Genomic DNA, 19,740 nt, shown 5'->3' with positions numbered 1-19,740 from the left:
GAGGAAACCGCACCCCCTTTTATAGTCGTGCTGACTATAAAAGGGGGTGCGGTTCATGGACGCCTACGACAAGTACGCCTACGAGCCCTTCGCCGTCACCGTCGACCTCGCCGTTCTCACGCTCCGCGAGGGCGTGCTGCACGTCCTGCTCGTCGAGCGCGGCGAGGAGCCGTACGCGGGCCGTTGGGCGCTGCCGGGCGGGTTCGTGCAGCCGGACGAGTCGGCGGAGACCGCCGCCCGGCGCGAACTCGCCGAGGAGACCGGGCTGGCGGACGTGTCCGGACTGCATCCGGAGCAGTTGCGGACCTACAGCGAACCCGGCCGCGATCCGCGGATGCGGGTCGTCTCGGTAGCCTTCACCGCACTGCTGCCCGACGCGCCCGAGGCACGCGGTGGCGGCGACGCGGCACAGGCCCGCTGGGTGGCGTACGGTTCCGCGCGGGCGCTCGCCTTCGACCACGACCGGATTCTGGCCGACGCCCGCGACCGCGTCGGCGCCAAGCTCGAGTACACCTGCCTCGCCACCGCCTTCTGCCCGCCCGAGTTCACCCTCGGCGAGTTGCAGCAGGTCTACGAGGCCGTGTGGGGCACCACGCTCGACCGGCCCAACTTCCGCCGCAAGGTGCTCGCCACCCCGGGCTTCGTCGAGCCCGTTCCGGGCGCCGCCCGCCTGACCGGCGGCCGCGGCAAACCGGCCGCCCTGTACCGCGCGGGCCCGGCCACCGCCCTGCACCCGCCCCTGCTCCGCGCCCCTCGGGAAGGACGCCCCGCATGACCACGACCACCGTCACCAAACGCGCCGCCACCGGGGCGCTCACCGGCCTCGCCCTCGGCGACGCGCTGGGTTTCCCGACCGAGTTCAACGACGTCCCCTCGATCCTCGCCAAGTGCGGTCCGTGGCGGGAGATGGAGCTGCCGAAGCCGGCGATCGTCACCGACGACACGCAGATGACGCTGGCCCTGGGCAAGGGGCTGCGGACGGCCATGGACGGGGGAGCGCTGACGCCCGAGGGGCTGGCCGGGCCGGTACGGCAGGAGTTCATCGCCTGGAACCGGTCGCCGGAGAACAACCGGGCCCCGGGCAACACCTGCCTCAGGGCCTGCGAACTCCTGGAGCGAGCGGACCGCCCCTGGCAGGACGCCAGCCGGATCGGCTCCAAGGGCTGCGGCGCCAACATGCGTGTCGCCCCCATCGGACTCGTCCCCGGCCTCAGTGACGAACAACGCGCCGGAGCGGCCCAGTTGCAGTCCGCGCTCACCCACGGGCACCCGACCGCGCTCGCCGCCTCCGACCTCACCGCCCACGCGGTGCGGTTGCTCGCCGAGGGTGCCGAACCGACCGGGCTGATCGGTCTGCTGCGCTCCTACGCCTACGAGAACCGCACCCGCTACCACGCGGTGTGGCTCGGTGACCTGTGGACCCGCGCCCAGGACGCCACCCCCGAGGACTTCATCGCGCGCGGCTGGGACGAATGCCTGGAGGTCCTGGAACGCCTCCGGCGCGCCGTGCGCACCGTCTCGCCGGAGACCGATCCGTGCCTGGCGACAGGAGAGGGCTGGATCGCGGAGGAGGCCCTCGCGACCGGACTGCTGTGTTTCCTGCTCTTCGTCGACGAACCGCTCACGGCCCTGCGCCGCGCCGCCTGCACCTCCGGGGACTCCGACTCCATCGCCTGCCTCGCGGGTGCCTTCGCGGGCGCCCACCTCGGCGCGGAGGCCTGGCCGGACGCCTGGGCCGGCCGCATCGAGTACCGGGACCAGCTGCTGTCCCTGGGGACGCTCTGGGACGTCTGAGGGGGAGGGCTCATGACGAGGGGCCCCCGCCGCCCTGCCCCGCCCGCAGGGCGGAAGCGCGGCGGACGCGGACCAGGAAGTCCTCGATCCGGCGTCGGTCCGGTTGTTCCGGCAGCGGCGTACGGCGCAGCGCCTCACCGGCCTCCCGCTCCAGCCGGGCCATCCGGGCCTCGACCTCGGACCAGGGCACCTCGCCCCGCTTCACCGCGAGCAGCTGCTCGCGCTGCCCGCCCACGTCGATGGTGAGGACGCCCGTGCGCAGCACGTCGCGGGCACAGGCCAGCAGACGGAGCAGATGCATCGCGTGCTTCCAGCGGGGTGCCCCGTGCGCGCGGACATCGGCCTCCAGTTTGCGGCGCTGGCCGTACGCGTACCGGGTGAACGTCTCGTGGACCCGGCGGGAGAGGAACGCGTCGCGCAGGGCGAGCAGTTCGCGGCCGGTGTCGTCGGCGTACTCCACGAGCGGCGAGTGCAGGCACTCCAGGACGTTGGGGTTGGCGCGCAGGGCCAGCTCGCAGAAGCGTTCCAGCTCCCAGCTGAACTGCTCCTCGGCCGGACCCTCGACATGCGTGGGCGGCTTCTCCAAGCGCCAGAACAGGGGAGTGGGGGCGAGGAAGACGCCCCGGCGGTCGGTGTCGCTGTCCTCCGTGGCCAGGCCGAAGGCGCGCGAGCCCATGACACAGGCGTAGACCGTGTGGTCGCGGACCAGGAACTCGGCGGAGCACATGCCCGGGAGCATACGGGCCGGCCCGCGCCGGACGAACCGGATCTCCCTCCACCGTGATCCGCTCGCCGGGCGGCGCTGTCGCGCCGGCCGTCTCGGCGGGCGGGCACCGGACACCGGCCGCGCCCGTTCTGACTAGGCTGGACGACCGGACAGTCGGCATGCGCGCCGGTACGTCCGGCTGTCCAGGCATGTCCGTAACAATCGACGCATTCGGTACGTCAGCAAGGAGCATCACCGTGGCGGTACGAGCGGTCCGGGGCGCCGTCCAGCTCGAGCGGGACGAGGCCGGCCACATGGAGGAACAGGTCGGCGCGCTGCTCACCGCCGTGCTGGAGCGCAACGAGCTGGCCACGGACGACCTGATCAGCATCTGGTTCACGGCCACGCCCGACCTGCACAGCGACTTCCCGGCCGCCGCCGCCCGCAAGCTCGGCATCGTCGACGTCCCCCTGATCTGCGCCCAGGAACTGGACATCGAGGGCGCCCTGCCCCGCGTCGTCCGCGTCCTCGCGCACACGGAGTCCGACCGGCCGCGCGCCGCCATCACCCATGTGTACCTCGGCGCCGCGGCGGCCCTGCGCAAGGACATCGCCCAGTGAGAACCGCACTCGTCATCGGTACCGGACTGATCGGCACGTCCGCCGCCCTCGCCCTGTCCCGGCGGGGCGTCACCGTCCACCTCGTCGACCACGACCCGGAGCAGGCCCGTACGGCCGCCGCGCTCGGCGCCGGTACCGAGGGGGCCCCCGAGGGGCCGGTGGACCTGGCGATCGTCGCCGCCCCGCCCGCCCACGTGGCCGGGGTGCTCGCCGACGCCATGGAGCGCGGAGTGGCGCGCGGCTACATCGACGTCGCCAGCGTCAAGGGCGGGCCGCGCCGTGAACTGGAGCAGCGGGGCCTCGACCTCTCGGCGTACATCGGTACGCACCCCATGTCCGGCCGTGAGAAGTCCGGCCCGCTGGCCGCCGGCGCGGACCTCTTCGAGGGCCGCCCCTGGGTCCTCACGCCCACCCGGGACACCGACACCGAGGTGCTGAACCTCGCCCTCGAACTGGTCTCGCACTGCAGGGCGGTCCCGGTCGTCATGGACGCCGACGCCCACGACCGTGCCGTGGCCCTCGTCTCCCACATGCCGCACCTGGTGGCCGGCATGGTCGCCGCGCGGCTGGAACACGCCGAGGAGGCCGCCGTACGGCTGTGCGGCCAGGGCATCCGGGACGTGACCAGGATCGCCGCCTCCGACCCCCGGATGTGGATCGACATCCTCTCCGCGAACCCGGGTCCGGTCGCCGACCTGCTCACCGACATCGGCGCCGACCTGGAGGAGACCGTACGGTCCCTGCGCGCGCTGCAGTCCTGCGACGAGGACGAGCGGCGCGAGGGCAGCACCGGCATCGAGGGCATGCTGCGCCGCGGCAACGCGGGTCAGGTGCGGGTTCCGGGCAAGCACGGCTCGGCCCCGCGTGCGTACGAGATCGTGGCGGTGCTCATCGACGACCAGCCGGGCCAGCTGGCACGGATCTTCGCGGACGCGGACCGGGCGGGCGTCAACATCGAGGACGTCCGGATCGAGCACGCGACCGGGCAGCAGGCCGGCCTGGTGCAGCTCATGGTGGAGCCCAAGGCGGCCGCGGTGCTCACCGCGGGGCTGCGGGAGCGGGGCTGGTCGATCCGGCAGTAGCACCCGCCGGACGGCGGCGGCGAGCAGTGAGCGCGGTGGGTGACGGGCGACCGGGCCCGGGTACGGCCGATCGGGGGACGCACACCCAGTAACCTTGTGCGGGGCGGTCTCGCGCCCCGTTCCCCGACAGCCAGGTCCAGGAAGGTCCCCACTGTGGAAAGCTCCACGCCAGTGATTGTCGCCATCGACGGCCCGTCCGGCACGGGCAAGTCGAGCACGTCGAAGGCCGTGGCGGCACAGCTCGGCCTGAGCTACCTGGACACCGGCGCCCAGTACCGGGCGATCACCTGGTGGATGGTCACCAACGGGATGGACACCGCCGACCCCTCCGCGATCGCCGCCGCGGCCGGCAAGCCCGAGATCGTCTCCGGCACCGACCCGGAGTGCCCCGCCATCACGGTCGACGGCGTCGACGTGGCCGGCCCGATCCGCGAGCAGGACGTCACCTCCAAGGTCAGCGCGGTCAGCGCGGTCCCCGAGGTGCGCGCCCGGATCACCGAGCTGCAGCGCACGATCGCCGCCTCCGCCGTCACCGGCATCGTCGTCGAGGGCCGGGACATCGGGACCACCGTGCTGCCGGACGCCGACCTGAAGATCTTCCTCACCGCCTCCCCCGAGGCGCGGGCCGCCCGGCGCAGCGGTGAGCTCAAGGGCGCCGACCTGCACGCCACGCGTGAGGCCCTGGTCAAGCGGGACGCGGCCGACTCCAGCCGCAAGACCTCCCCGCTGGCCAAGGCGGACGACGCGGTCGAGGTGGACACCACCGACCTGTCCCTGCACCAGGTCATCGAGTGCGTCGTCACCCTCGTCGAGGAGAAGCGAGCCGGCCGGTGACCCGTCTTCCGTCGGCGCGGGGCGCCGAGGTGGGGCGGCGTATCGGCGTCGGCCTGATGTACGGCTTCTGGAAGCCGCGCGTGCTGGGTGCCTGGCGGATGCCCGCGACCGGCCCGGTGCTCCTCGCCGTGAACCACTCCCACAACATCGACGGCCCGATGGTCATGGGCGTCTCGCCCCGGCCGACGCACTTCCTGATCAAGCGGGAGGCGTTCGTCGGGCCGCTCGACCCGTTCCTGACCGGCATCGGCCAGGTGAAGGTGGACCGGACCACCACCGACCGCACGGCCATCTCCCGGGCGCTGGGCGTCCTGGAGCAGGGCGGCGTCCTCGGTATCTTCCCCGAGGGCACCCGCGGGGAGGGGGACTTCGTCTCGCTGCGCGCGGGGCTCGCCTACTTCGCCCTGCGCGGCGGCGCGCCGATCGTGCCCGTCGCGGTCCTGGGAAGTTCCGGGCGGGGCGGACGGTTGACAAAGGCGCTGCCCCCGCTGCGCTCCCGCGTCGACGTCGTCTTCGGAGACCCCTTCGACGCGGGTGACGGCAGCGGCAGGCGTACCCGCAAGGCACTGGACGGGGCGACCGAACGCATCCAGAAGCAGCTCACCGCGCACCTGGAAAACGCCAGGCGCCTCACCGGGCGCTAGCGGACACTGAGTAGTGGAACGCCCGGAATCGGGTGCTCCACCGACCACCACGATGAACAACGAGGTACGGACTTCATGAACGACCACATCCAGCCCGACGGCTCGGCCGAGCACGAGCACGAGCACGGGGCGCTCGGCGACGCCGAGTTCGCGGAGTTCATGGAGCTCGCCGCGGAGGAGGGCTTCGACCTCGAGGACGTCGAGGGTGCCCTCGAGGCGGCCGGACACGGCCCGCTGCCCGTGCTCGCCGTCGTCGGCCGGCCCAATGTCGGCAAGTCGACCCTGGTGAACCGCATCATCGGCCGCCGTGAGGCGGTCGTCGAGGACAAGCCGGGCGTCACCCGCGACCGCGTCACCTACGAGGCCGAGTGGTCGGGCCGCCGCTTCAAGGTCGTCGACACCGGCGGCTGGGAGCAGGACGTCCTCGGCATCGACGCCTCCGTGGCCGCGCAGGCCGAGTACGCGATCGAGGCGGCCGACGCCGTGGTCTTCGTGGTGGACGCCAAGGTGGGCGCGACGGACACGGACGAGGCGGTCGTCCGGCTGCTGCGCAAGGCCGGCAAGCCGGTCGTCCTGTGCGCCAACAAGGTGGACGGCCCGAGCGGTGAGGCCGACGCCTCCTACCTGTGGGCCCTGGGCCTGGGTGAGCCGCACCCGGTCTCCGCCCTGCACGGCCGCGGCACCGGCGACATGCTGGACCAGGTCCTGGAGGCGCTGCCGCAGGCGCCCGCGCAGACCTTCAACGCCGCGGTCGGCGGCCCGCGCCGGATCGCCCTGATCGGCCGCCCGAACGTCGGCAAGTCCTCGCTGCTGAACAAGGTCGCCGGTGAGGAGCGCGTCGTCGTCAACGAGGTCGCCGGTACCACCCGCGACCCCGTCGACGAGCTGATCGAGCTGGGCGGGAAGACCTGGAAGTTCGTCGACACCGCGGGCATCCGCAAGCGGGTCCACCTCCAGCAGGGCGCCGACTACTACGCCTCGCTGCGCACCGCCGCCGCCGTCGAGAAGGCCGAGGTCGCCGTCGTCCTCCTCGATGCCGCCGACTCCATCTCGGTGCAGGACCAGCGCATCGTCACCATGGCCGTCGAGGCGGGGCGCGCGCTCGTCCTCGCGTTCAACAAGTGGGACACCCTCGACGAGGAGCGCCGCTACTACCTGGAGCGGGAGATCGAGACCGAGCTCGGCCAGGTCGTCTGGGCGCCGCGGGTGAACGTGTCGGCCCGTACGGGACGCCACATGGAGAAGCTGGTCCCGGCGATCGAGACGGCCCTGGCGGGCTGGGAGACCCGCGTCCCGACAGGGAGGCTGAACGCCTTCCTCGGCGAGCTGGTCGCCGCCCACCCGCACCCCGTGCGGGGCGGCAAGCAGCCGCGCATCCTGTTCGGCACGCAGGCGGGCACCAGGCCGCCGCGGTTCGTGCTGTTCGCCTCCGGCTTCATCGAGGCGGGCTACCGGCGGTTCATCGAGCGCCGGCTGCGCGAGGAGTTCAGCTTCGAGGGCACGCCCATCCACATCTCGGTGCGGGTGCGCGAGAAGCGTGGCAAGAAGAAGTGACGTAACGACGGCAGGCATGGTGGAGGGGGCGGTCCCGGCCGGGACCGCCCCCTCCACCATGCCTGGTCGACAGGGCCCGGGTCCGGTGGCCCCGGATCAGGTCTCCCGGCGCGGGGCCGGGGGCAGTGCCGCCGGCGCGTGGGGCCGCCCGATGGCGTGCCGGCCGACCGCCGGGACGCGCTGCCACTGCGGCTGCCGGCCCTCGCTCTGGCGGGCGTCGTCGGCCCCCGCGCCGTAGGCGCCGTACGATCCGCCGCCGACGGAACCGCCGAACGTCCCCGAGCCGTGGCCGACGGACGAGCCCGTACCGTGCGGGCCACTTCCGAAGGCGGTGAAGCCCAGCTTCTCCTCACCGCTGCGGTCACCCGGCAGTGAGCGGAAGGACTTCACGTACTCGGCGTAGAGCGCGTCGTAGATCGGCGTGGCCGAAGGGCCGCCCGCGGAGTCCTGAGCCGACCGCACGGGAGCGGGGACCAACGGGAAGGGCCGGCGGCGGGGAGCGTCGTATGCGTGCACATATCTCCAAACGACCCCGCCCGGCAAGGGATGCGGCCGTGGTACGGGTTTTCGCCGGTCACCGGCCTGCCGGCCGGGGCCGGGTGCCGCTCGGGTGTCAGCCGTCGGTCATCGGCCGGTCAGAGACCGGCGAGCGGCAGTGCCGCCGCGACCAGCCTTCCGTTCGCCGCGGCCCTGTCCAGCGCGTCGCGCAGCAGGTCCTCGCGCGGCTGACGGCCGATCGAGCCGACCGGAGCCGCGAACAGCAGGACCTGCTGGTGCTTGTTGGCGGCCGCCCGCCAGCCCTCGGTGACCTGGAGCGGCTGGTGCGCCTGCCACCAGGCCACCGGCTGTCCGCCGTTCGGGTTCGGCTGGAGCACCGCGTGCAGTTGCCCCACGGCCAGCAGGACCGACCAGCCGTGCAGCACGGACGGCGCGGTGGACAGCTCGGTCACGGGCGTGAAGCCCTGCTCGACGAGCAGCGGCAGGAAGTCGTCGCCGGACCCGAGTGAGCCGGGCCGCGCCACCGGCGCGGTCGGCTCGACGACCAGCGCCGGGTGCAACTCCCCGGCGATCAGGACCAGCCCGCTGGTCACGCCGAGCACGGCCTGCTCCGGCACGACGTGCTGCGCGACGGCCTGACCGGGAGCGGCCTGCGCGTTCTGCACGGGTGCCGGCAAAGCCGCGGCGTCGCCGTTGATGGACCGCACGGCGCCCTGGAGCTGCGCCTCGGTGACCTGGACCACCTGTGAGGGCAGGCAGGTGGAGTGGGCGAAGGCGAGAACGGCGGTCTCGTCCCCGATGAACAGGACAGTGCTGGTCCGCTCCTGCTCCGGATCGCCCGGTGTGCGGCAGGAGGTGCAGTCGTAACCGCCCGGGGCGGAATCTCCGGCGAGCAGGCGGTCGGCTTCTTCGTCGCCGATCTCGGCGCGTACCTCGTCGCTGACGTCGAGCATGCGCGGCACGGGTGGCTCCCTCGGGATGCGGTGCGTGGCGAGGCCGGGTGGGTCCCGGCCCGTGGTCCGGGACGGGTCCCCGGCTCATACAGATGACAACGGGCGATCTGTGGCGGGAGTCACGCCCGGGAGCGAACGGAATCGAACCATCCCGCGCCCACGGTCACCTGCGGTGTGCGACCGGACACTCAACGTCAAATGACCGCAGTCTCAATGCCGTTGGTCGGGTGAGGTGGCTCACAGAGGACGTGGCCCGTTGGTCGACAAGTCATGAAATCAAGGAATGAAGTGGGTGTCCTGAAATCGCCGATACCGCGGGTAATCGCGAACTGGCCTGCGAGTACGGGGAGTTGCTTGATGCCGGTCCGGCCGGCTGCCTAGATTCCTCCGCCGTGTGCAGCGAGCACCGCTCGGGAACGTCCGCCGACCGCACCAGCCGGATCCATCGCACCACCGGATCCGTCGCACGACCCGACGGCGGGCGGGGCGAGCGCGACCCGCCGTGTCCCATGACGCGGCGACGGCGCTTTGCCCTGGGGGACCCCGGGTCCTTGGAGAGGGAACTACATGTCCGATTGTGCCGACACCACCCGCGACGACGTCCGCAGCACCCGGAAGACCCCGAAGCCCCGTACGGCGGCGGCTCTGGCCGGCGCGGCACTGCTCGCGCCCCTCGGGCTGCTGGCGTCGGCCGGCAGCGCCGCGGCGGCGGACAGCGGGGTGTGGGACCGCATCGCACAGTGCGAGAGCGGCGGCAACTGGCACATCAACACCGGCAACGGCTACTACGGCGGACTCCAGTTCTCCGCCTCCACGTGGCGCGCGTACGGCGGCACGGCCTACGCGCCGACCGCCGACCGGGCCACCAGGGCCCAGCAGATCGCCGTCGCCACCAAGGTCCAGCAGGGGCAGGGCTGGGGTGCCTGGCCCACCTGCTCGGCACGTGCCGGGGCGTCCGGAAGCGCGCCCGGCGCCGGCTCGGTGGCCGCCGGGGAGGCCCCGGCGAAGCCCGCGAAGCCGGCGGAGTCCTCCCCGCGGTCGACCTCGTCGAACCAGTCGGACCAGCCCACCCGGCCGAAGCGGTCGGTCCCGTCGAAGGAGCCGGCCCAGTCGTCGGGCGGCGCGCAGCGGAGCTCGTCCGGCGGTGACTACACCGTCCGCGCGGGCGACACGCTGAGCGCCGTCGCCGCCCGGCACGGCACCACCTGGCAGCAGCTGCACGCCGCCAACGAGGCCGTCATCGGCGGCGACCCCGACGTGATCCTGCCCGGACAGCGTCTCGTGCTCTGATCCGCCCCGGACGCACCGGGCTCCGAGGTGGGGCGAGGTCCCGTCCGGCCACCGGTTTCCGGCCGCCGGGCGGGCCTGCCCCCTTGCGGACAGCAGCTGTCCGCAAGGGCTGACAGACTCGGCCCATGTTGGAGACCTCGGCACGTCTGCTGCGTCTGCTGTCCCTGCTCCAGGCCCACCGTGAGTGGCCCGGCGCCGATCTGGCCGAGCGGCTCGGGGTCAGCTCCCGGACCCTGCGCCGGGACGTGGACCGGCTGCGCGGGCTCGGTTACCCCGTCAACGCCAGCCCCGGAACCGGCGGTGGCTACCAGCTGGGCGCGGGGGCCGAACTGCCGCCGCTGCTGCTGGACGACGACGAGGCCGTCGTCGTCGCGGTCGGGCTGCGTACGGCGGCCGGGCAGGGCATCGAGGGCATCGGGGAGACCTCGGTGCGGGCCCTGGCCAAGCTGGAACAGGTACTGCCGGACCGGCTGCGCCGCCGGGTCGGCGCCCTGAACGCCGTCACCGTGCCGATGCTGCGCGGACCGGGCGCCGACGCCGTCGACCCGGCCCTGCTCACCGAACTCGCCCAGCTCTGCCGCGACACCGAACGTCTGCGCTTCGAGTACCGCGACCATGGGGGCGCGACGAGTCGCCGCACCGTGGAACCGCACCGTCTGGTGTGCTCGGAACGCCGCTGGTACCTGGTGGCCTGGGACCTCGGCCGCGAGGACTGGCGCACCTTCCGGGTGGACCGTGTCAGCCCGAGGCCCCCGCACGGCCCGCGCTTCGTCCCGCGTGAGCCCCCGGCCGGGGACCTGGCCGCCTATGTCTCCCGGGGCATCTCCACGCGCGCGTACGCCTCGCAGGCCGCGGTCCGGCTGCTGGTGCCCGTCGAGGTGGCCGCGGAGCGGATCCCGCCATCCTCCGGCGCGCTCCGGGCGGACGGGCCGGACACCTGTGTCCTGAGCACCGGGGCGGCGAGCTTCGAGGTCCTGATGATCCACGTGCTGCTGCTGGGCTTCGAGTTCGAGGTGCTGGAGCCGGCAGGGCTGACCGACGTGGTGGCCGAGGCCCGCGACCGGCTCTCCCGCGCCCTGTCCCGGGCGGGGGAACCGGACGCGGCGAACTGACGCGGGGCGGGCGGATCGTGTGGGGGAACGGCGGATTTTCCGTGGGGAACCGCCGTCGGGAACGCGCGCCTGTGGTCACCTCGACGGAATGGAATGGCCTGAACGGGCTCCGGGGTACTTCTTCGGGAGCCCTTCCCCGGTTTATCCGCGGCGTCGGCGCGAGGGCCGGGAATTGTGTTGGACCTCCGCATGCAGAGACTCCAAATCACCCATTCGTGTGAGGGTCGTGGGCATAAACGTCTGTCGTGATCCTGTGACAGAAGTGTGACCGCCGGGGGATCCCGGGCAGGTGTTCCCGGTCCGGCCTTCCCCGTCCGCCGGGCAGGGCATAGCGTGACCGTATGGCACCCATTCCGACACCTTCCGCGGAACCCGACGACAGTCCGGACGCCTATGTGGGCCTGCCCGCGGCCCGGGCCGAGCAGCTCGCGCGCGAGCGCGGCTGGGCGACGGTCCGGGCGTTGCCGCCGGGCGCGATCATCACCATGGAGTACCGGGTGGGACGGCTGAACTTCGAGGTGAAGGACGGCACGGTGGCGAGGTCCTGGAAGGGCTGAGACACGGCGACGGCCCCGGTTCCACGAGGGAGCCGGGGCCGGGGCGGGCGGGCGTACCGGGCTGTCGCCGCGGGGCCCGGTGGGGCCGTCAGGGGCGGGTCGCCGGGGTGTTGCCGCGCGGGTGACGCTCGCCGTGCGGCGGGCGGCGGCTCCCGGCGGGGGTGACCGGTGTGCGCTCCCCACGCGTCGAGTGCGGTCCCGGCGTCAGACGGGCGGGTGGCCGACCGGCCGAGCGGGACGCCGAGACCGGCTCGGGGGCCGCGCTGCCCTCACGGCCGGTGAGCGGCTTGAGCATGACCAGGGCCGTGGCGGCGGGGGCCGTGAGTGCCGTCCGGCCCCGCCGGGCCTGTCCGCGGTCCCGCCAGTGGTCGCGCCAGCCGAAGATCCGGTCCTCGGCACGGGCGATCAGCGGCTCGAACCAGGGCAGGGCCAGCAGGATCAGCAGCCCCGCCACCCAGCCCAGCAGGACATCGCTCAGCCAGTGGGTGCCGATGTAGACGGTGGAGAGCCCGACGCCGAGCGAGGTCACCGCGGACAAGGCGGACAACCAGCGCCGGGCCCAGGGAGTGGAGGCCAGATAGGCCAGGATTCCCCAGGTCACCACGGCGTTCGCGGTGTGGCCGCTGGGAAATATACTGCCGCCGAGCCACATCTCGTTGGAGCCGATCTCGGTGGCGTAGTGCGGTCCGAGGCGCCCCATGCCGTACTTCGCGGCGCCTACGGTGACGTTGAGCAACAGCAGGGATACCGCGAGCGCGAGCAGCGGACGCAGGGTGTGCTGCCGCCAGGAGCGCCAGCCGAGCCAGGCCGCGACCATCACCGCGGTCGGACCGCGCTGGCCGAGCACCACGTAGTAGTCGACGAAGGCGTGCAGCTCCGCCCACTGCTCGTACGGGCGGAAGAACATCACCTGCCAGTCCAGCCGGACCAGCCAGGACGTGATGACGACGGCCCACACGATCGCCACGTAGAAGGCCAGGGTGGAGCCGAAAAGCACCGTCCGGTGCCGGCTCATTCGAGGCACGTCGAGGTGGGCCGGTCGTTCCGGCTCACGATCCAGCCTCGCGAACACCCGGTCCAGACGGGTGGTCTTCCGTTCGGTACGCACCCAATCGACGTTACAGGGAGTGAACGTGCTTCTCCGTCGAATCAGTGGCTTTGTGATGACGATGTGATGTGGGATTGCTCTCAAGGCGGCCTTTGTTTTCCGCGAATCGGCAATCTCCGGCCATGGTCGCCCTCAATTCCTTTGATCATTCGAGAGGGCTGCTTTATCGCGCTTTTGGAATGCGTTCACCGAAGGCTGGTGCAGATTTTCCCCGGTGCTCACCGACCGTCGGTGCGGGAGGGGCCGGGCGGGGTCCGCGGGAGCGGTCAGGGTGGCCCGGAGCCGTTCAGCCAGAAGGCGCCGTACACCGCGGAGGCCACCGCGAGGGACCCCACCACCAGCGCCGGCCCGGGCGTACGCAGCCGGGCCAGGGCCAGGGCGGGGGGCAGCAGCAACGGGAAGGCGGGCATCAGCAGACGCGGTTTCGAGCCGAAGTAGCTCGACGCGCACAGGGCGAGGAGGGTGACGACCCCGGCGTACACCAGCAGCGGGAGCGGCTGGCGCTGCCGTACACAGAGCACGTACAGCCGGACCAGCAGTCCGACCCCGAGGATCAGTCCGAGTCCCGCCGGGGCCGACGGAAACGACGTGAACTTCTCCGCCGTGAACCGGGCGAAGGCGAAACCGCCGTCGAACCCGTTCCGCCAGCCCGCCTGCACCGCGAGATACCCGAACAGGCCCTCCCCGGTCCGGTGCCCGACCCACAGAACGTAACCGGCGGCACCGAGCGGAGCGACGAACAGGCCGAGCGCCCGGCGGACACCCGCCCCGGGGGCGCCCGGCGGGACGAACGCGCCCCCGGCACGTGTCATGCGCCGGGTGGCCCCCTCCGGTGCGGCGCGTTCCCCGGGGCGCGCGCCGTTCACCGTCGCCGCGCCACCGCTTCCCCCGAACGGGCGGCGCTCGTCCTCACGGGCGCGGCGCTCGTGCAGGAAGGAGACGACGCCCGCCGCCCAGACGGCCGCGACCACCGCCAGCCCGACCGGGCGGGTCAGACCGGCCAGGGCCGCCAGGACTCCGGCCGTCACCCAGCGCCCGGTCAGCACCGCGTACAGCGACCACGCGGCGAGCGCGGTGAACAGGGACTCGCTGTACGCCATCGACTGGACGATCCCGACCGGCAGCACCGCCCAGAGCATCACCGCGCCCACCCCGGCCCGCGGCCCGTACGCATGGTCGGCCACCGCGAAGATCCCCCAGGCCGCGGCGAGCGAGGCCGATACGGCGACCACGAAGCCCCCGTCCGCGTGCGACAGCGGCGACACCGCCGCCACCAGTCGCTCCAGCCAGGGGAGCAGGGGGAAGAAGGCCAGGTTCGAGTGCACGTCCCCGTTCGCCAGGCGTACTTCGTAGCCGTACCCCAGTTCCGCGACCCTCGTGTACCACAGGGCGTCCCAGCGGGCCGTGAGCAAGGTGTACGCGCTCTTGCCGCGTGCCTCGCTCCACAGGGTCAGGACGAGGAGGCCCAGGGCGCGCACGGCGGCGTACCCGAGGAGCGCCGGCGCGGCCCTGCGCAGTGCTCCGGGGCGGGCCGGCGCGGCACGCGTCTCGAGATCGGTCACGGGCCCGATTATCGACCGGGGGCGCGGCCGGTCCCTCGCACGGGGCGTGCGAACCCCTGGAGCGGGCTGCGGGAAGCGGTGGGCCGTGGTGCGGAAGTGGCGCACGCCACACCTGTGCGCCCGAGATGTGAGAGGCCCGCCACTCGATACCGGCGCGGCCTCGCGTACGCTGCCTGTCACTCGCCGTTCGTCGCGCGGGCCGGAGCCCTACCGCTCCTCTCCGGCCGAGTCACGGGGGAGTCCCCACCCCGTGAGCCCGCCGAGGGCGAGGGAACATCTGGGAGGTCTGTACATGTCCGGGACGACCACGGCCGCCGCGCTGCGCCGTCGGGCGGCCGGGGCCGGTGCCAACCGCTGGGTGGTACTCGTCGTCCTCTGCGCCAGCCTGCTGCTCGTCGCCGTCGACGCGACCGTGCTGCACGTGGCGGTCCCCGCCGTCACGGAGGACCTCAGGCCCGGTGCGATGGAACTGCTCTGGATCGTCGACGCCTACCCGCTGGTCTGCGCCTCGCTGCTGATCCTCTTCGGCACCCTGGGCGACCGGGTCGGCCGCAGACGCGTCCTCCTGCTCGGCTACGCCCTGTTCGGCGTCGCCTCCGCACTGGCGGCCCTCGCGGACAGCGCGCCGGTGCTGATCGCGGCACGGGCGCTGCTCGGCGTCGGCGGCGCGATGATCATGCCCGCGACGCTGTCGATCCTGCGGCAGGTCTTCCCCCACCGGCGCGAGCGGGCGCTCGCCATCGGCATCTGGAGCGCGGTCGCCGCGGTGGGCGCGGCGGTCGGGCCGCTGCTCGGCGGTTTCCTGCTCGAGTACTTCTGGTGGGGTTCGGTCTTCCTCATCAACATCCCGCTGATGCTGGTCAGCCTCCCGGTGGGCAGGATCCTGCTGCCCGAGTCGAAGGGGGACGGCGCCGGCCCCTGGGACGTGACGGGCGCGCTGATGGCCGCCGCCGGACTGTTCGCGGTGGTCCTCGGCGTGAAGCGGCTCGGCGGTGAGTCCGCCGGGGGCCTGTGGACCGTACTGTCGCTGGCCGCGGGCACCGCCCTGCTGGCCGCCTTCGTCCGCCGGCAGCGCCGGCGCACGCATCCGCTGGTCGACCTGCGGATGTTCGCCCGGCCGGCGTTCAGCACTTCGGTGGGCTGCATCGTGCTGGCGATGCTCGCCCTGGTCGGACTGGAACTGATCGCCGCGCAGTACCTCCAGCTCGTCCTCGGACTCTCCCCGCTGGAGACCGGACTCCGCCTGCTGCCGCTGACGTTCGCCGCGATGGCGGCGGGGCTGGCCGGCGCGCGGCTGCTGCGCCGGTTCGGACCGCGCCGCATGGTCTTCTCCGGTTTCTGCCTGACGGCCGCCGCGGTGCTGCTGCTGACCCCGATGGGCGGGCAGGACAACCGCGTCCTGCTGCTGAGCGGATTCGTCCTGCTCGGCTTCGGTCTGGAGACCACCCTGTTCGGGGCGTACGAGTCGATGCTGAGCGAGGCACCGTCGGAACAGGCGGGCGGGGCCGCCGCCATAGGCGAGACCTCGTACCAGCTGGGCGCCGGAATCGGGATCGCGCTCCTCGGCAGCGTCATGAACGCGGCCTACGCGCCCGGCCTCCGGGACGTTCCCGGGGTATCCGCCTCGGAGTCCTCGGCGGCGCGGCACTCGCTGGGCGAGGCCTACGGGGTCGCCGCGCAGCTGGGAGGGCCCGCCGGAGCCGCCCTGAGGGACGCGGCCCGCCACGCCTTCGTGCACGGGTTGCATGTGACCCTGCTGGTCAGCGCGGCCCTGCTGCTGCTCGGGGCCGTCATGGCGCTGCGGCTGCCGCGGACGATGCAGTGCGAGCCGGCGTCCGCGGGGGAGACGTTGGCCGAGGTACCCACGGGCGGACCCGCCCGGGCTCCGGCCGATGTGCCCGCCGAGGCGGCCGGTCTCCCCGCGCCGAGAAAGGCCGCAGAGTCCCGCGTCTCGGTGTGAGGCGTGCCGCGGGGCGACGGGTGGACGTGCGCGGCACCGCGCCGTAACGTCGGCCCGAACCTGACTAGCAGTGCTAGTTGAGCAGCACGAGCCGCATCGGCCCCGGCCCGATCGCCCCGGAGGGTGTCCATGTCCGCGTCCGCGAAGTTGCCACCCTTCGACCCGGCCGACCCGCTCGGCCTCGACGACCTGCTGGAACCGGAGGACCTGGCCGTCCGGGACACCGTGCGTGCCTGGGCGGGTGACCGGGTGCTGCCGTACGTCGCCGACTGGTACGAGAAGGGCGAACTGCCCGGCATTCGCGAGCTGGCCCGGGAACTCGGCGGGATCGGCGCGCTCGGCATGCCGCTCAGCGGCTACGGCTGCGCGGGCGCCTCGGCCGTGCAGTACGGGCTCGCCTGCCTGGAGCTGGAGGCCGCCGACTCCGGCATCCGGTCCCTGGTCTCCGTCCAGGGCTCGCTCGCCATGTACGCGATCCACCGGTTCGGCAGCGAGGAGCAGAAGCGACAGTGGCTTCCGGAAATGGCCGCCGGCGAGATCATCGGCTGCTTCGGGCTCACCGAACCCGACCACGGCTCCGACCCCGCCGCCATGCGGACCCACGCCAAACGCGACGGCGGGGACTGGGTGCTGAACGGCCGCAAGGCGTGGATCACCAATGGGTCGGTCGCCGGCGTCGCCGTGGTGTGGGCGCAGACCGACGACGGGATCCGCGGCTTCGTGGTACCCACCGACAGCGCCGGGTTCTCGGCGCCCGAGATCAGGCACAAGTGGTCGCTGCGCGCCTCCGTCACCAGCGAGCTGGTCCTCGACGACGTACGGCTGCCCGCCGGCGCCGTACTGCCCGAGGTGACCGGTCTGCGCGGACCGCTCAGCTGCCTGACGCACGCCCGGTACGGGATCGTCTGGGGTGCGATGGGTGCGGCGCGCTCCTGCTTCGAGTCCGCCGTCGGCTACGCGAAGTCGCGGGAGCAGTTCGGGCGGCCCATCGGCGGGTTCCAGCTGACGCAGGCCAAACTCGCCGACATGGCGGTCGAACTGCACAAGGGGATCCTGCTCGCCCATCATCTCGGGCGGCGCATGGACGCCGGCCGCCTGCGGCCCGAGCAGGTCAGCTTCGGCAAGTTGAACAACGTCCGAGAGGCCATCGACATCTGCCGTACGGCCCGCACGATCCTCGGCGCCAACGGGATCTCGCTCGAGTACCCCGTCATGCGGCACGCGACGAACCTCGAGTCGGTGCTCACCTACGAGGGCACCGTGGAGATGCACCAGCTCGTGCTGGGCAAGGCACTGACCGGGATCGACGCGTTCCGGTAGGCCGGGCGGGACGTGTGGGCGGGGCAGGGGCGGGGCCGACGAGCGGCCCCGCCTCAGCTCTGGTTGAAGAAGCCGTCCGACCGGTGCGCCGCCGGTTCCCCGCTGACGACCTCGGTGTCGGCCGGGCTCAGCAGGAACACGCGGTTGGACACACGCTCGATGGAACCGCGCAGACCGAAGATCAGCCCGGCGGCGAAGTCGACGACGCGCTTGGCGTCACCGGCCTCCATCGCGGTGAGGTTGATGATGACGGGGACGCCGTCCCGGAACAGCTCGCCGATGGCGCGGGCGTCCCGGAAGCCGTCCGGGGTCACCGTGCCGATGCGGCGGCCCTTCTCCGCGGCGACGTCCGTGGCCACCTTGACCCGCGGATCGGTGACCCAGGCCTCCCCGGGCTCGGTTCCGTCGGAGTAGTCGTCGTCGTAGTAACGCTCGTCTTCGTTGTCGTCGACGAGGCCAAGCCAGGCACTTGCCTTGCGTACCGATCCCATGGACGCCTCCTCTCACAGCGGTCCTTCTTGCTTTCCGCATTCCTATGGTCGTCCATGATGCGGATGGCGCGCCAAGTGATTGGACGCCGCGCGGGGGGTTTGTGACGGTACTGGTGCAGGGCGCATCCGTCGAGAGCCCAAGCCCCCCAAGGGTCCTGATGTAAGCGGATGCTGACTGTGAGTGAAATATGATTCTTCTCGGCGTATGGGTGATCGGCGGCGCGTACGGGTGAACGCGACCATGGGTACGATGCCGCCGCTCCATATCGGATCACCCACGGGGGGACGTCATGTTCGGAATCGTCAGGCCCTGCCGGCACCGGCTCGGTGAACGGCTCACGGCCCAGTGGACGGCGCACCTGTGCGGACTGTGCCTGGCGTTGCGCGGGGACCACGGACAGCTCGCACGCGTCGTCACCAACTACGACGGGCTGCTCGTCTCCGTCCTGACGGAGGCTCAGGCCGAGCAGGCCGATGCCGGACGACGCAGGGCGGGTCCGTGTCCGCTGCGCGGTATGCGGACCGCCTCCGTCGCGCACGGTGAGGGCGCGCGGCTCGCGGCGGCCGTCTCGCTGGTCCTGGCCTCCGCCAAGGTGCGCGACCATGTCGCCGACCGGGACGGGCTGCTGGCCCGTCGCCCGGTGGCTCTCGCCGCCCGCCGCGTGGCTGCGAGCTGGGACCGGGCCGGGGCACGGACCGGTTCGGACGTCGGGTTCGACACGGCCGTCCTGGTCGACGCCGTCGACCGGCAGACCGGTATCGAGACCCTCGCCGGCCCCGGCACCCCGATCCTGACCGTCACCGAACCGACCGAGACCGCCACCGCGGCCGCCTTCGCGCACACCGCGGTACTCGCCGGACGGACGCACAACGCCGGGCCGCTCGCCGAGGCCGGGCGGCTCTTCGGCCGGCTCGCCCATCTCCTGGACGCAGTGGAGGACCGGGAGGCCGACGCCGTGTCGGGCGCCTGGAACCCCCTCACCGCCACCGGCACGCCGCTCGCCGAGGCGCGCCGGCTCGCCGACGACGCCGTGCGTGGCATCCGCCTCGCGCTGCGCGAGGTGGACTGGGGGTCCGGGGTCTCCCCGGAGGGGCACAGCACCGACGGCGGTCTGGCTCACCGGCTGCTCGTCCATGAACTGCCCAACTCCGTAGATCGTGCCTTCGACACCGTTTCTTGTGCCCACGGTTCTCACCCCTACGCACCGCCCGGCGCCCCCGGCACCCCGGGCGGTCCGGGTGGCCCGGTGCCGCCCGGGCCACCCGGGCCCCCGCGCCGGCGCGGGCTGATCGCCGGGTGCGCGGTGTGGGTGGGACTGTTCTGTACGTGTCAGTTGTGCTGCGGGACCTATGAGGACCCCTGGACCGGGGAGCGCAAGGAGGCCTGCTCCAACTGCGACTGCAGCGGGTGCTGCGACTGCTGCAGTTGTTGCGAGTGCTGCAGCTGCTGCGGTGAGGACGGCGGCTGCGACTGCGGGTGCGACTGCTGAACCCGGATGCAGGGCGGCCCGACATGCATCCGGCGGTTGTCGAGTCCTTCGGAGCCTGTTCGGAGAATCGTTCGCAGGAATATTCGGAGGGATTACTTCCGGACATCTCCGGGGTGTGAGCGACCGGTTGCGGCACGGAGGTATCGGCTGGTGACGTGAGGGGGG

The 19,740-nt window shown here is 72.6% G+C and carries 19 protein-coding genes; 13 read left to right on the top strand and 6 right to left on the bottom strand.

Annotated elements, in window-relative coordinates:
* Positions 1-55 precede the first annotated feature (55 nt).
* Both ACWZEH_RS06305 and ACWZEH_RS06300 read left to right on the top strand, forming a co-directional pair.
* Positions 56-775 carry an NUDIX hydrolase gene (locus ACWZEH_RS06305; RefSeq protein WP_456196374.1) on the top strand — a complete coding sequence of 240 codons (720 nt, stop codon included), beginning with the start codon at positions 56-58 and terminating at the stop codon, positions 773-775.
* On the top strand, positions 772-1,794 hold the full coding sequence (locus ACWZEH_RS06300; protein WP_456196372.1) for an ADP-ribosylglycohydrolase family protein: 1,023 nt from the start codon (positions 772-774) through the stop codon (positions 1,792-1,794). The genes ACWZEH_RS06305 and ACWZEH_RS06300 overlap by 4 nt, the downstream gene beginning before the upstream one ends.
* 10 nt (positions 1,795-1,804) lie before the next feature.
* Here ACWZEH_RS06300 and ACWZEH_RS06295 read toward each other — a convergent pair whose 3' ends face one another.
* Positions 1,805-2,521 (bottom strand): nucleotidyltransferase domain-containing protein, encoded by a 717-nt coding sequence (locus tag ACWZEH_RS06295; protein WP_456196370.1) that lies wholly within the window; start codon positions 2,519-2,521, stop codon positions 1,805-1,807.
* Positions 2,522-2,757: 236 nt separating this feature from the next.
* Between ACWZEH_RS06295 and aroH the strand changes: the two genes are divergently transcribed.
* From aroH to der, 5 genes are all read left to right on the top strand, one after another.
* Positions 2,758-3,120: a chorismate mutase gene (gene aroH, locus ACWZEH_RS06290; RefSeq protein ID WP_456196368.1), complete on the top strand. Its 363-nt coding sequence runs from the start codon at positions 2,758-2,760 to the stop codon at positions 3,118-3,120.
* Entirely contained in the window at positions 3,117-4,202 is a 1,086-nt protein-coding gene (locus tag ACWZEH_RS06285) for a prephenate dehydrogenase (protein ID WP_456196367.1), read from the top strand. The genes aroH and ACWZEH_RS06285 overlap by 4 nt, the downstream gene beginning before the upstream one ends.
* Before the next feature lie 153 nt (positions 4,203-4,355).
* Positions 4,356-5,036 carry a (d)CMP kinase gene (cmk, locus tag ACWZEH_RS06280; RefSeq protein ID WP_456196365.1) on the top strand — a complete coding sequence of 227 codons (681 nt, stop codon included), beginning with the start codon at positions 4,356-4,358 and terminating at the stop codon, positions 5,034-5,036.
* Entirely contained in the window at positions 5,033-5,680 is a 648-nt protein-coding gene (locus tag ACWZEH_RS06275; RefSeq protein ID WP_456196363.1) for a lysophospholipid acyltransferase family protein, read from the top strand. The genes cmk and ACWZEH_RS06275 overlap by 4 nt, the downstream gene beginning before the upstream one ends.
* A 75-nt stretch (positions 5,681-5,755) precedes the next feature.
* The gene (gene der, locus ACWZEH_RS06270) at positions 5,756-7,234 is read left to right on the top strand and encodes a ribosome biogenesis GTPase Der (protein ID WP_456196361.1); all 1,479 of its coding nucleotides are present in this window, start codon (positions 5,756-5,758) and stop codon (positions 7,232-7,234) included.
* A 96-nt stretch (positions 7,235-7,330) separates the two neighbouring features.
* Here the strand turns inward: der and ACWZEH_RS06265 are convergent, their stop codons facing one another.
* Together ACWZEH_RS06265 and ACWZEH_RS06260 are read right to left on the bottom strand one after the other, a co-directional pair.
* Positions 7,331-7,750: a hypothetical protein gene (locus ACWZEH_RS06265; RefSeq protein ID WP_456196359.1), complete on the bottom strand. Its 420-nt coding sequence runs from the start codon at positions 7,748-7,750 to the stop codon at positions 7,331-7,333.
* Positions 7,751-7,869: 119 nt separating this feature from the next.
* Positions 7,870-8,694 (bottom strand): hypothetical protein, encoded by an 825-nt coding sequence (locus ACWZEH_RS06260; protein WP_456196357.1) that lies wholly within the window; start codon positions 8,692-8,694, stop codon positions 7,870-7,872.
* A 558-nt stretch (positions 8,695-9,252) separates the two neighbouring features.
* Here ACWZEH_RS06260 and ACWZEH_RS06255 point away from each other — a divergent pair.
* The 3 genes from ACWZEH_RS06255 to ACWZEH_RS06245 all read left to right on the top strand — a co-directional run bounded on the left by ACWZEH_RS06255 (position 9,253) and on the right by ACWZEH_RS06245 (position 11,644).
* A complete protein-coding gene (locus tag ACWZEH_RS06255; protein ID WP_456196355.1) occupies positions 9,253-9,975 on the top strand; it encodes a transglycosylase family protein in 723 nt (240 codons plus the stop codon).
* A 125-nt stretch (positions 9,976-10,100) separates the two neighbouring features.
* Positions 10,101-11,087 (top strand): helix-turn-helix transcriptional regulator, encoded by a 987-nt coding sequence (locus ACWZEH_RS06250; RefSeq protein WP_456196354.1) that lies wholly within the window; start codon positions 10,101-10,103, stop codon positions 11,085-11,087.
* A gap of 341 nt (positions 11,088-11,428) precedes the next feature.
* A complete protein-coding gene (locus tag ACWZEH_RS06245; protein WP_456196352.1) occupies positions 11,429-11,644 on the top strand; it encodes an I78 family peptidase inhibitor in 216 nt (71 codons plus the stop codon).
* Positions 11,645-11,732: 88 nt separating this feature from the next.
* Here ACWZEH_RS06245 and ACWZEH_RS06240 read toward each other — a convergent pair whose 3' ends face one another.
* Together ACWZEH_RS06240 and ACWZEH_RS06235 are read right to left on the bottom strand one after the other, a co-directional pair.
* Positions 11,733-12,752: a phosphatase PAP2 family protein gene (locus tag ACWZEH_RS06240; protein ID WP_456196350.1), complete on the bottom strand. Its 1,020-nt coding sequence runs from the start codon at positions 12,750-12,752 to the stop codon at positions 11,733-11,735.
* Positions 12,753-13,018: 266 nt separating this feature from the next.
* Positions 13,019-14,314, bottom strand: coding sequence for a mannosyltransferase family protein (locus ACWZEH_RS06235; RefSeq protein WP_456196348.1), 1,296 nt, complete (start codon positions 14,312-14,314; stop codon positions 13,019-13,021).
* Between the two features lie 292 nt (positions 14,315-14,606).
* Between ACWZEH_RS06235 and ACWZEH_RS06230 the strand changes: the two genes are divergently transcribed.
* Both ACWZEH_RS06230 and ACWZEH_RS06225 read left to right on the top strand, forming a co-directional pair.
* Entirely contained in the window at positions 14,607-16,274 is a 1,668-nt protein-coding gene (locus tag ACWZEH_RS06230) for an MFS transporter (protein ID WP_456196346.1), read from the top strand.
* A 129-nt stretch (positions 16,275-16,403) separates the two neighbouring features.
* The gene (locus ACWZEH_RS06225) at positions 16,404-17,594 is read left to right on the top strand and encodes an acyl-CoA dehydrogenase family protein (protein WP_456196344.1); all 1,191 of its coding nucleotides are present in this window, start codon (positions 16,404-16,406) and stop codon (positions 17,592-17,594) included.
* A 53-nt stretch (positions 17,595-17,647) separates the two neighbouring features.
* On the opposite strand, the gene ACWZEH_RS06220 is transcribed toward ACWZEH_RS06225, so the two are convergent.
* The gene (locus ACWZEH_RS06220; RefSeq protein WP_456196342.1) at positions 17,648-18,085 is read right to left on the bottom strand and encodes a cell division protein SepF; all 438 of its coding nucleotides are present in this window, start codon (positions 18,083-18,085) and stop codon (positions 17,648-17,650) included.
* A gap of 290 nt (positions 18,086-18,375) precedes the next feature.
* On the opposite strand from ACWZEH_RS06220, the gene ACWZEH_RS06215 reads away from it, so the two are divergent.
* Complete coding sequence (locus ACWZEH_RS06215) at positions 18,376-19,575, top strand: DUF5685 family protein (protein ID WP_456196340.1); 1,200 nt, start codon at positions 18,376-18,378, stop codon at positions 19,573-19,575.
* Positions 19,576-19,740: the final 165 nt, after the last annotated feature.

Source organism: Streptomyces yamdrokensis (assembly GCF_053890455.1).
Note: the sequence above shows the minus strand (reverse complement) of the source record. Positions and strands in the feature narration are given on the sequence as shown.